The 12,395-nt window shown below is 55.5% G+C and carries 7 protein-coding genes and 1 pseudogene; all 8 read left to right on the forward strand.

What is annotated here, in order from left to right; genetic code table 11:
* The first annotated feature begins 111 nt into the window (after positions 1 to 111).
* The 8 genes and pseudogenes from PXG97_RS12215 (at position 112) to PXG97_RS12250 (ending at position 12,114) form a co-directional block, all read left to right on the forward strand.
* On the forward strand, positions 112 to 330 hold the full coding sequence (locus tag PXG97_RS12215) for a hypothetical protein (protein ID WP_276498031.1): 219 nt from the start codon (positions 112 to 114) through the stop codon (positions 328 to 330).
* Positions 327 to 3,050: an ATP-binding protein gene (locus tag PXG97_RS12220; RefSeq protein WP_276498032.1), complete on the forward strand. Its 2,724-nt coding sequence runs from the start codon at positions 327 to 329 to the stop codon at positions 3,048 to 3,050. The genes PXG97_RS12215 and PXG97_RS12220 overlap by 4 nt, the downstream gene beginning before the upstream one ends.
* A 4-nt stretch (positions 3,051 to 3,054) precedes the next feature.
* The gene (locus tag PXG97_RS12225) at positions 3,055 to 3,438 is read left to right on the forward strand and encodes a response regulator transcription factor (protein WP_276498033.1); all 384 of its coding nucleotides are present in this window, start codon (positions 3,055 to 3,057) and stop codon (positions 3,436 to 3,438) included.
* A gap of 24 nt (positions 3,439 to 3,462) precedes the next feature.
* Positions 3,463 to 5,334, forward strand: a pseudogene (locus tag PXG97_RS12230) (propionyl-CoA synthetase); the annotation flags it as partial.
* Between the two features lie 81 nt (positions 5,335 to 5,415).
* Positions 5,416 to 7,314, forward strand: coding sequence for an acetate--CoA ligase (acs, locus tag PXG97_RS12235; RefSeq protein WP_276498269.1), 1,899 nt, complete (start codon positions 5,416 to 5,418; stop codon positions 7,312 to 7,314).
* A 790-nt stretch (positions 7,315 to 8,104) separates the two neighbouring features.
* A complete protein-coding gene (locus tag PXG97_RS12240; RefSeq protein ID WP_276498034.1) occupies positions 8,105 to 10,042 on the forward strand; it encodes a DUF294 nucleotidyltransferase-like domain-containing protein in 1,938 nt (645 codons plus the stop codon).
* Between the two features lie 38 nt (positions 10,043 to 10,080).
* Positions 10,081 to 10,740, forward strand: a complete 660-nt coding sequence (locus PXG97_RS12245; protein ID WP_276498035.1) for a 3'-5' exonuclease — start codon at positions 10,081 to 10,083, stop codon at positions 10,738 to 10,740.
* A gap of 327 nt (positions 10,741 to 11,067) precedes the next feature.
* Positions 11,068 to 12,114, forward strand: a complete 1,047-nt coding sequence (locus PXG97_RS12250; RefSeq protein ID WP_276498036.1) for a glycoside hydrolase family 43 protein — start codon at positions 11,068 to 11,070, stop codon at positions 12,112 to 12,114.
* The last annotated feature ends 281 nt before the right edge of the window (positions 12,115 to 12,395 follow it).

The following is a 12,395-nucleotide window of genomic DNA, read 5'->3' on the forward strand; positions in this document are numbered from 1 at the left end:
TTGCTATATTGTTAAATTGTTGAATGGTTGCTCCCGTAGAAAGTATGGAAGCAGCCATTCGATAATTTTAACGCTCTAACTCCTAAACTCTTTAACTCTCTAACTTTCAACATGCGCGATCAGGTAAAAGGCAGGCGGTTGTTCTTCATCAGTGCCCTGTTTCTGGTGCTGCTCAATTTTCCGGTACTGGCTATCTTTAACAGCGGTGGCGTGGTGGCGGGTGTGCCTGTTTTATACTTCTACCTGATGCTGGTTTGGCTGGCAAGTATACTTGTTATTGGGATGTTTGCTGAGCGCAGGCGTTTCCGTAAACCCAACCGGAGAGTATGAATTACTGGCTCGTCATTGGGGTGTCGTTTCTGTACCTGGCGCTGCTGTTCGGGCTGGCCAGCTGGGCGGAGCGCCGTTCGGCGGCAGGCCGGAGCTTTGTGGGCAACCCGTATGTCTACGCGCTCTCCATGGCCGTGTACTGCACCGCCTGGACCTATTATGGCAGCGTAGGCCGCGCCGCCACTTCGGGGCTGGAGTATCTGGCTATTTACATTGGCCCTACGCTGATGGCGCCGTTGTGGTGGGTGGTGCTGCGCAAGATCATCCGCATCTGCAAGGTGCAGCGCATCACGACCATCGCCGACTTTATCGCCTCCCGTTACGGCAAGAGCGTGGCCTTGGGCAGCCTGGTAACGCTGGTGTGCGTGCTGGGGATCATCCCATACATCTCCATCCAACTGAAAGCCATCGCCAGCAGCCTGAGCATTCTGACCAACACAGCCATACAGCAGGAGAACTTCCCGGACACCTCCTTCTTTATAGCCGTGGGGCTGGGGCTGTTCACCATCGTGTATGGCACGCGCCATGTGGAGGCCACTGAGCGCCACGAGGGCATGGTGACAGCCATTGCCTTTGAGTCGGTGCTGAAGCTGGTGGTATTTCTGATGGCCGGCGTATTTGTGACGTACGGCGTCTTTAACGGCTTTGACGATGTGTTTGCCCGCGCCCAGGCACTGCCGAACTTTGAGCGGTTGATGACCTTTAGCCGGGAGGGCGGCTTCGGCGAGTGGTTCTGGATGGTGTTCCTGTCGATGCTTGCCATCCTTTTCCTGCCGCGCCAGTTCCAGGTGGCGGTGGTGGAGAACGTGAACGAGCAGCACCTGAACAAGGCCATGTGGCTGTTCCCGCTGTACCTGTTTGCCATTAACATCTTTGTGCTGCCCATCGCGTTTGGCGGCGACCTGCTGTTTCCCGGCGGTGCAGTGGATGCCGATATGTTCGTGCTGGCCATTCCGCTGCGTGAGGGGCAAAACCTGCTGGCGCTCTTGGTGTACCTGGGCGGCTATTCGGCAGCCACCAGCATGGTGATTGTGGCCACCATTGCCCTGAGCGTGATGATGAGCAACAACCTGGTGATGCCGCTGATGATTGGCACGCCCTACTTCAAAGCCGCTAACCAGGATCGCCTGGCAAGAATCCTGCTTTACAGCCGCCGCCTTTGCATCATGCTGGTGCTGCTGCTGGCTTACCTGTACTACAAAGCCGTGGCCGAGTATTACTCGCTGGTGGAGGTAGGGCTGGTGTCGTTTGCAGCAGTGGCACAGTTTGCCCCTGCCATTATTGGCGGCATTTTCTGGAAGGAAGGTAGCAAAGCAGGCGCACTGGCAGGCATCGTAGTGGGCTCCATACTTTGGTTTTATACGTTGGTGGTGCCCTCCATGGTGGGTGTGGGCATGCTGCCAGCCAGCGTGGTAAGCCAGGGGCCTTTTGGCCTGGAGTGGCTCAAGCCGTTCCAGCTGTTCGGCTTACAGGGGATGGGCTATATATCGCACGCCATGTTCTGGACCATGTTTCTGAACACCGGGCTCTATATCGGCGCATCGCTGTTGAGCCGGCAAACCTCGCAGGAGTGTAACCAGGCCGAGGTGTTCGTGGATATTTTCCGCTATTCCACCGTGTACGAGTCCTCTATCGTCTGGAAGGGGACGGCTTACCTGCCAGACATCAAGTCGCTGCTGGTAAGCTTCCTGGGGGAGCAGCGCACGGAGAAGGCCCTGAAATCCTATCGCAAAAAATACCCCGCACCGGAGGATGCCACCGGCAAGGCCGACCCGAAGCTGGTGACCTATGCTGAGAAGCTGCTGGCCGGGGTAATCGGTTCCTCCTCGGCACGCATCATGGTGGCCTCGGTAGTGAAGGAAGAAGAGATAAGTATAGATGAGGTGTTGGGCATCCTGCGGGAGTCGCAGCAACTGATAAGTATAAATAACGAGCTGCGGCGCAAGTCGCTGGAGCTGCGCCGGGCCACCGAGCAGCTGCGCACGGCCAACGAGCGCCTGAAGCACCACGACGAGCTGAAGGACGAGTTCCTGTCCTCGGTAACGCACGAGCTGCGCACGCCGCTCACCTCTATCCGGGCTTTATCCGAGATTCTCTACGACAACCCGGACATGGAGCGGGAGGACCAGGAGCATTTTCTGCACACCATCGTGAAGGAGTCGGAGCGGCTGACGCGGCTGATCACGCAGGTGCTGGACCTGGAGCGCTTTGAAAGCGGCCGCCAGAAACTAAGCCTGGAGCCCCTGCAACTGAAGGAGGTGATCGCCGAGGCAGTGGAAGCGCTCGAGCAGCTGGTGCAGGAGAAAGACATAGCCCTGGTGGTGGATGTGCAGCACAGCTTGCCAAGTATACATGCCGACCGAGACCGCCTGATGCAGGTGCTGGTGAACCTCATCTCCAACGCCATCAAGTTCTGCAACCCTGAGCAGGGTAAGATCATCATATCGGCCTATTACATCGACGGCGACGTGAAGGTGAATGTGGTGGACAACGGCAAGGGCATAGACCAGGAAAGCCAGAAACAGATTTTTGACAAGTTTTACCAGGCCCGCAACCAGAACATCCGCAAGCCGGAGGGCAGCGGGCTGGGGCTGGCCATCAGCAAAAAGATAATTGAGTCGCACCAGGGGCGGCTGTGGGTGGAGAGTGAGCCGGGGAAAGGGGCTAAGTTCTCGTTTACCCTGCCCTTAAAAGTAACGGCCCCGGCCGCTAAAGTATAAAACGATGAGTAAAGTAAAAGAGAAGCTGAAGGTGTTGGTGGTGGATGACGAGCCCAGCATACTGATGCCGCTGGAGTTCCTGATGCGCAAGAACGGCTATCAGGTGTTTATCGCCCGTAATGGTACGGAGGCCATTGAGAGCGTGAACCGGGAGCTGCCGGCGGTGGTGGTGCTGGACATCATGATGCCCGACGTGGATGGCTATGAAGTATGCCGCCACATCCGGGAGAAAAAAGAAATGGATGGGGCCAAAGTGATCTTCCTGAGCGCCAAAACCAAGGACGCAGACATCCAGAGAGGCTACGCCGTGGGGGCAGACCTGTACATCCCCAAGCCTTTCTCCACGCGTTTCTTGATGGAGAAGATCAAGGACCTGACGGCAAGTTGATGAAAACCTAAAATACTGGAACTTATGGGGACGCTAACGAAGAAAACCTACGCTAAAGAGCACGCCAGAAGTATAGACAACCCGGAGGACTTCTGGGGGGAGCAGGCCGGGCAGATCGCCTGGTACGAAAAGCCGCAGCAGGTGCTGAGCACCGACGAGAACGGCTTTTACCGCTGGTTTAAAGGCGGCAAGCTGAACACTGCCTACCTGGCCCTGGACTACCACGTGGAGAACGGCCGCGCCGACCAGCCCGCCCTTATCTATGACTCGCCGGTAACGGGTGTGGTGAAGAAGTATACGTATGCCGAGCTACGTGATTTTGTGGCCCGCTTTGCCGGGGCGCTGCAGCACCTGGGCGTGGGCAAAGGCGATACGGTGGTGATTTACATGCCGGTGATACCGGAGGCCGTGGTGGCCATGCTGGCCTGCGCACGCCTGGGCGCCATCCATTCGGTGGTGTTCGGCGGCTTTGCCCCGCACGAGCTGTGCGTGCGCGTGGATGATGCCAAGCCCAAGGTCGTGATCTCCGCCTCCTGCGGCATCGAGTTCGATAAGGTAATCCCGTACAAACCGCTCCTGGACAAAGCCCTGGAGAGTAGTACACACCAGCCTGACCACACTATTATTTTCCAGCGCCCACAAATACAGGCGGCGATGCAGCCGGGCCGCGACCTGGATTATATGGAACTGCTGGAGCAGGCTGAGCCCGCTGCCTGTGTGCCCGTAGAGGCTACCGATCCGCTGTACATACTTTATACTTCCGGCACCACCGGCAAGCCTAAAGGCATTGTGCGCGACAACGGCGGCCATGCCGTGGCGCTGAAGTACAGTATGAAGGCGGTATACGATGTGGACCCGGGGGATGTGTTCTGGGCTGCTTCGGATGTGGGCTGGGCCGTAGGCCACTCGTACTTGGTGTATGCGCCGCTCATCCATGGCTGCACCTCCATCCTTTTCGAGGGCAAACCGGTGCGCACACCCGATGCCGGCACCTTCTGGCGCATCATTCAGCAACACGAGGTGAAGGTGCTTTTCACAGCGCCAACGGCTTTCCGGGCCATCAAAAAAGAGGACCCGGACGGAGTTTTTAAGAAAAAGTATGACACCTCTTCTTTAAAATACCTATTTTTAGCTGGAGAGCGCTGCGATGTGGCGACCTACTACTGGGCCAAAAACCTGCTGCAGGTGCCTGTGATTGACCACTGGTGGCAGACGGAATCGGGCTGGCCGATGGTGGCGAACATGATGGGGCTGGAGGCCTTCCCGCCCAAGCCTGGCTCTGCCGGCAAGCCTGTCTGCGGCTACGAAGTGCACATCCTGAACGAAGAGGGGCAGCAACTGATACCGAACCAGGAGGGCATTGTGGCCGTGAAGCTGCCGCTGCCCCCAGGCTGCCTGCCAACGCTCTGGGAGGACGATGAACGCTTCCAGAAATCTTACCTGGAGCGCTTCCCGGGCTACTACATGACGGGCGATGGCGGTTACATCGATGAGGATGGTTACGTATATATTATGGGCCGCATCGATGACGTCATCAACGTTTCGGGGCATAGGCTCTCCACCGGCGAAATGGAGGAGATGGTGTCGTCGCATCCGGCGGTGGCAGAGTGTGCCGTGATCGGGATTGCCGATGAACTACGCGGCCAGCGGCCAATCGGGCTGGTGGTGCTGAAAGACGGCCAGACGATAAGCGAGCCGCAGCTGGAGCAGGAGCTGGTTGCCCTGTTGCGCGATAAGATTGGCGCTGTGGCCTACTTCCGAACTGTGCTGCAGGTACAGCGCCTGCCTAAAACGCGCTCGGGCAAGATCCTGCGCCGCACGCTGCGCCACATCGCCGACGGTACACCGTACGCCGTGCCATCCACGATCGATGACCCGGCCATACTTACTGAAATTCACGACCTCCTGAAAAAGAGGCGCATCGGAAATGCATTCATAAACCTTAAAACGCGAACTAACCAGGAATTTAACCTTGCCATGACAAATTATCAACTGAAGACCTACGAGGAGTACCAGGAAGCTTACAAACGCAGTGTGGAGGATCCGGAAGGATTCTGGAGCGACATTGCCGACACCTTTACCTGGCGCAAGAAGTGGGACAAAACACTGGAGTGGAATTTTGAGGAGCCAAACGTGAAGTGGTTCCAGGGCGGAAAACTCAACATCACTGAGAACTGCCTGGACCGCCACCTGAAGACCCGTGGCAACAAGCTGGCCCTGATCTGGGAGCCGAACGACCCGAAGGAACGTTTCGTGCGCTATACCTACCGCGAGCTGCACGAGAAAGTGTGCCAGTTTGCCAACGTGCTCAAGAAGAACGGCGCTAAGAAAGGCGACCGCATCTGTATCTATATGCCGATGATCCCGGAGCTGGCCATTGCGGTGCTGGCCTGTGCCCGTATCGGGGCTATACACTCAGTGGTATTTGCCGGTTTCTCAGCCGTAGCCATGGCTGATAGGATTAACGATGCACAGTGCAATATAGTGCTCACTTCTGATGGCCTGAACCGTGGTGCCAAGCAGATACCGGTGAAGCGTGTGGTGGATGAGGCGCTGGAGAGCTGCACTTCCGTAGAGAAAGTGATTGTGGTGGAACGCCTGGGCTGGGCCGTGAACATGGTGGAAGGCCGCGATGTGTGGTACCACGATGAGGTGCAGACCGTGAGCAAAGACTGCCCTGCCGAGGAAATGGACGCCGAGGACATGCTGTTTATACTTTATACGTCGGGCTCCACAGGCAAGCCAAAAGGCGTGGTGCACACCTGCGGCGGCTATATGGTGTATGCGCAGTACAGCTTCAGCAACGTGTTTCAGTACGAGGAGAGCGATATTTACTGGTGTACGGCCGACATCGGCTGGATCACGGGCCATACCTACCTGCTCTACGGCCCGCTGCTGAGCGGGGCAACCACGCTGATGTTTGAAGGTGTGCCAACCTATCCGGACAACGGTCGCTTTTGGCAGGTGGTGGATAAGTTCGGTGTGACCATTTTCTACACCGCCCCAACCGCCATTCGTGCCCTTATGGCCGGCGATATAGACGATGTGCTTTCCTACAGCCTTGACTCGCTGAAGGTGCTGGGCTCGGTAGGCGAACCGATAAATGAGGAGGCCTGGCACTGGTACCACACCCACGTAGGCAAAGAGCGCTGCCCGGTGGTGGATACCTGGTGGCAGACCGAAACCGGCGGCATTATGATCTCCACAATAGCCGGTGTAACGCCGATGAAGCCAAGCCACGCTGCCTTGCCGCTGCCCGGCATACAGCCGATATTGGTAGACAGTGAGGGCAACGAGATCACAGAGAATGGTGTGGAAGGCTACCTGTGCATGAAGTTCCCGTGGCCGAGTATCATCCGCACCACCTACGGCGACCACGAGCGCTGTCGCCTGAGTTACTTCTCTACCTACAAAGGCCTGTACTTTACCGGCGACGGTGCCAAGCGCGACGAGAACGGCCTGTACCGTATCATCGGACGCGTGGACGACGTGATCAACGTGTCGGGGCACCGCTTTGGAACGGCTGAGATAGAGGAGGCCATCAACCACAACGAGCATGTGGTGGAGTCGGCGGTGGTAGGGTATCCGCACGATGTAAAAGGCCAGGGTATCTACGCCTTTGTTATCATCAAAGACAAGCCGGAGCGTGAGGAGTGGCTGCGTGCCGAGATCATCGAGACGGTGGTAGAGAAGATCGGCAAGATCGCCAAGCCGGACAAGATCCAGATCGTAAGCGGCCTGCCCAAAACCCGCTCCGGTAAGATCATGCGCCGCATCCTGCGCAAAGTAGCCGAAGGCGATACCTCTAACCTGGGCGATACCTCGACACTGCTGGATCCGGAAGTTGTAGATGAGATCAAAGCCGGGGCTTTGTAAGCGAAGTTTAAGATGAATTTTTAATAGATAAAGCCCTGTAGCAGCTGCTACAGGGCTTTTCTGTGCCATGACATTACTGGGCGCTGTACCCGCATGTTACAAACCCGTGGTTAGAGAGTTGCCAAAGGAGGAGATGCTGCCGTACCGGGTCCAACCATCCCTGCCCCTCCTTTCCCAAGGTGGGGAGCCTAAAGCTGTCACTGCTCAAGTATAAATTTCATGGCAGTCGGGGTAGTGTCAGCAGAAGTATCAACCCACCCCTAGCCCCTCCGAGGAGGGGAATTTGGCTGAAGCTCCATCAGCAGTGGTTATCGAACTAGAACCCAGTCTTTGGGTTGAGCGCCTTCTAGATTTCCGGTGCCTGAAAGGCATTGCGACGTCAGGAGCAAAGGAAATGTAGACAGCGCGATGCCCGAAGACGAGCCCTCTCGGGCTAGAGAGCAGAAAGTATACTATGAAACGAGCAGGTTCTAAGGCTGAGGATGAACGGCAGCTAGCAAGGATAGCTTGCTTCCTGTGGCAGAAAGCAGCAGCTAAGAGCGGCACAAGCGGACGCTTGCGCCAGGAAGCATAAAGTACAGCCAAGGCATAAAGTATGGCTTTTCAAGCCAGTCGAGTCTCAGACTCAACATTATTAGTAAGTCACTAATGTAAAGATTTGCGCCAGGAAGAAGGCTATGAAAGAAGAGGGAAGGCACAGGCGGATGCTTGCACAGCATCAAGTTTAGCCATACCACCCCTTGCACTACAGCCACAAAACCCTTAACTTAAACAAGTATAAATCACCGCTATGAAACCCTCCAACGCCATACAGGAACGGGTGCAGGAATTCCTCATCAAGTATCCGCCATTTAACCTGGTGAAGCCCGAAAAGCTGCAGCAACTGGCAGCGCAGGTGCGGGTGCTGTACGTAGAGCCGGAGCAGGTGCTGTTCTCGCAAGGCGACGAGGCACACCCCTACTTCTACATTGTGCGGCAAGGCTCGGTCAGGTTGGAGCAGCAGGATTCAAACGGCACCATGCGCCTGGTGGATGTATGTGATGAGGGAGATGTATTTGGTGCGCGTGCCCTGATCGCGAAGAAGAACTACTCCTCTACAGCCACCGCTGCCGAAGAAGCGCTGGTGTACGGGGTGCCGATCGCCCTGTTCGAGCCTATTCTGCACGAGAGCCCGGAGGTGGCTTTATACTTTGCTGCCGGCTTTGCGGCAGGGGCAACAGGCCAGTATGGCCGCATGCAGGAAACCAACGAGGCCCGCCGCGGACTAAAAGGCCAGCCGGGTTTGCCGCTGCCCCTGCACCTGGAGGATGTATTGACGGTAGACACCTCGCATGGCCTTATTGCCTGCCCACCCGAAACCTCGCTACGCCTGGCCGCCCAGATCATGAGCGATAAAGAGTCCAGCTTTATGGTGGTGGTGGACGAGCACCAGAAGCCCTTGGGTATTCTGACTGACACTGACATGCGCAAGCGGGTAGTAGCGGGCCACATCAGCATAGATGATCCCGTAACCGCCATTATGTCGAGGCCGGTGGTAACGGTAGGGCCTAACCCACACATGGCTGAGGCGCTGATTGCCATGATGCGCCACCGGATAAAGCACCTCTGCATCACGGCCGACGGAAGTATAAACACAGCGGTGCAGGGCGTGGTAACGGAGCACGACCTGCTGCTGGCGCAGGGCAATAACCCGGCGGTGCTGGTGCAGGAAATCCGGCAGACCAAAAGTATAGACAACCTGCCCCCGCTGCGCAACCGGGCCGAAGAACTCTTGCACAAGTACCTGGAGCAGGAGGTGAACATCGCTTTCGTGGCCAACATCATCACCGAGATAAACGACGCGATCATCGTGCGGGCCCTGCAGCATGCCGAAAGCGTACTTGGCGAACCGCCGCTGCACTACTGCTGGCTTTCTATAGGCAGCGAAGGCCGCGAAGAGCAGCTGCTGCGCACCGACCAGGACAACGCCCTTGTGTTTGAGGACCAGCACGCCGCCGGGGAAAAAGAGGCGCAGGTATACTTCCTGAAGCTGGCGGCTATTGTGAACGAGGTACTGGAAAAGTGCGGCTTTGAGAAGTGCCCGGCCGATATGATGGGCAGTAACATAAAGTGGTGCCAGCCGCTGCACACCTGGAAGCAGTATTTCTACTCCTGGATACACGAACCGACAGAGGAGGCCCTGCTTCATACTTCTATTTTCTTTGACTACCGCCCTGTGTACGGCGATGTTAAACTAGCCACGCAGCTGACCGACTATATTTACGAGCACATACAGCAGGAGCGGATTTTCCTGCCCTACCTGGCCAAGCACGCGCTGCAAAGCCCGCCGCCGCTTAGTTTCTTCCGTAACTTTATAATGGAGCGTGGCGGCGAGCACAAAGACCGGTTCGATGTAAAGCTGCGCGCCATGACCCCGCTCGTAGATGCCGCCCGCGTGCTGACCCTGGATAACCGCATCGCCGGGCTGAATAACACCTTCAAGCGCTTCGAGAAACTGGCGGAGCTAGAGCCAAAGAATGCTGACTTGTACCGCGAGGCGGCCATGGCCTACGAGATCATGATGCGTTACCGTGCGCTGAACGGCCTGCGGAACCACAACTCGGGCCGTTACCTGAACCCGCAGGAACTGAACAAGCTGGAGCGGCAAACGCTGCGCAATACCTTCAAACCCATTAGCGATGTACAGGAGCTGCTGCAGGTGCGTTTCCAACTTAGCTATTTAGGCTGATGCGGGATTGGCTGCGTAAAATTTTCGTCCCCAAACCCGTGGCTTCTCCCGAGGCCCCGGCTTTCTGGAAGAGCTATATCGAAAGTATAAATAACCTGCCAACCGCTGCCATACCATTTGCGGCGGCCGAGTTTGTAGTTTTTGATACGGAAACCACTGGTTTTGACACCAATGAGGACCGGGTGCTTTCCATTGGTGCGGTAAAGGTGCAGGGGCAGCAGGTGTTAGTGCAGGAGAGTTTCGAATGCGTGGTGCGGCAGGAGATGGCAGCCGGAAACAAGAGCGCTGAGGTGCACGGGCTGCTGCGGAAACAGGTGGAGCAGGGGGTGCCGGAGCAGGAGGCGTTGCAGGCGTTTCTGGCGTATATCGGGAACAGCATGCTGGTAGGGCATCACCTGAAGTATGACGCAAGTATGATTAACGGCATGATCCGGCGAAGCGGGATAGATGGGAAATTGCACAACCGAAGTATAGACACTGCCCTATTAGCTAAGCGCCTGGAGCACGGCCGTCACCATGCAGGCAACCACAGCCACGCCGACTACACATTGGATGCGCTTATCCGCAGGTATAACCTCCCAACCGAAGCCCGCCACACTGCCTCCGGAGATGCTTTTATCACAGCCATACTTCTGCTCAAACTGCTGGCCTTGGCTAAGAAACGGGGTATAACGACAGTAGGGGAGTTGGTGAGGTAGCCTGTTTGCCTGGGCAGTTATACTTATAGGCAAATTCCGGCGGTAAAATTGGAGATGCCGGTATGTTCCTATACTCCACAATCAACCCTGAACACAATGAAGTGATTTTTGAAGGCCTGAGGAAAAATGAATAAAACCAATAAAGCACACACTTGCTGCAGGTCCAACCTAGCCCACCGGCAGCACAAGGTTGTATAGAGCAGGGATCAGGTTATAGAACTGTACTGCTGTTTTGTTTATACATCAGCTGTTCATTACCTTGAGGTACTTAATAGAACTCCCTATACTTTTAAAAATAAAAGACCCTTAACACAAACGATATCATTTATGACCATTTTGCCCAACCTCATGAAACGGAACAGGATACTTGTGCTCGTTCTGCTTTTCAGCTGTTTAACTAGCGCTGCTTTTTCACAACGAACGGCTTCTCCGAAAGCTTCGCCTCATAAAAGCCAGTCAGCTAAAAAGACGGCCGGCAATCCTGTTTTCCCTGGTTGGTATGCCGATCCGGAGGGAATTATCTTCGGCAAGGAATACTGGGTTTACCCTACCTATTCAGCACCTTATGAAGAGCAGGTGTTTATGGATGCCTTTTCATCTCCGGATCTGGTTAACTGGACGAAGCATGAGCGCATCATTGATACGGCAAGTATAAAGTGGGCGAACCGCGCGATGTGGGCTCCTGCTGTTATCGAGAAAGATAAAAAATACTACTTGTTTTTTGGAGCCAACGATATACAGAGCGACAATGAAAAAGGCGGTATAGGGGTAGCCGTCGCTGACAAGCCTTCCGGCCCCTTCAAAGACCATCTCGGCAAGCCGCTCATCGACAAGTTCCACAACGGGGCGCAGCCGATAGACCAGTTCGTTTTCAAAGATAAAGATGGGCAGTACTATATGTTCTATGGCGGCTGGAGGCATTGTAACGTGGCCAAGCTGAATGACGATTTCACCGGCTTTGTGCCTTTTGAAGATGGTACTATTTTTAAAGAAGTTACGCCCGAAGGCTATGTGGAGGGGCCGTTTATGTTCCTGCGGGGCGGCAAATATTACTTTATGTGGTCGGAAGGTGGCTGGGGCGGACCTGATTACCGCGTGGCATACGCCATGGCGGATTCTCCGCTAGGTCCTTTCAAGCGCATCGATACCATTCTGGAGCAAGACCCGGCAGTTGCCACAGGGGCAGGGCACCATTCAGTTATACATAACAGCAAAAAAGACCTGTGGTACATCGTTTACCATAGAAGGCCGTTGGGTGAGACCGATGCCAACCACCGCGTTACTTGTGTTGATGAAATGACATTTGATGAAAACGGACGGATCAAACCTGTCAAGATCACGATGGAAGGGGTGTCGCCACAACGTGTCAAATAAGGAGCTGTTTTTGTGCTATCCTGTTGGTTTCGGATCCGCATGCTCCGGCGTAGCGGTTTATAGGGCAGCCTACTCAACCAAGGTATAAGCACCGTCCAAAAGACTTAGCCCTCAAGCCAATAATATAACCTGCCTATTGAAGCCTGCCACACCGTCCCCAGCAATGCTTTTACTACAGCTACAGCCATACTTTCGCTAAAGCTGTTGGGCCTGCGAAGGAACGGAGGGTAAAGACGGTGGGGGAGTTGGTGAGATAGGGGTGTTAGTTAAACAACTACAGT

It is taken from the genome of Pontibacter litorisediminis (genome assembly GCF_029360645.1).
In the GTDB taxonomy this organism is placed as follows: domain Bacteria; phylum Bacteroidota; class Bacteroidia; order Cytophagales; family Hymenobacteraceae; genus Pontibacter; species Pontibacter litorisediminis.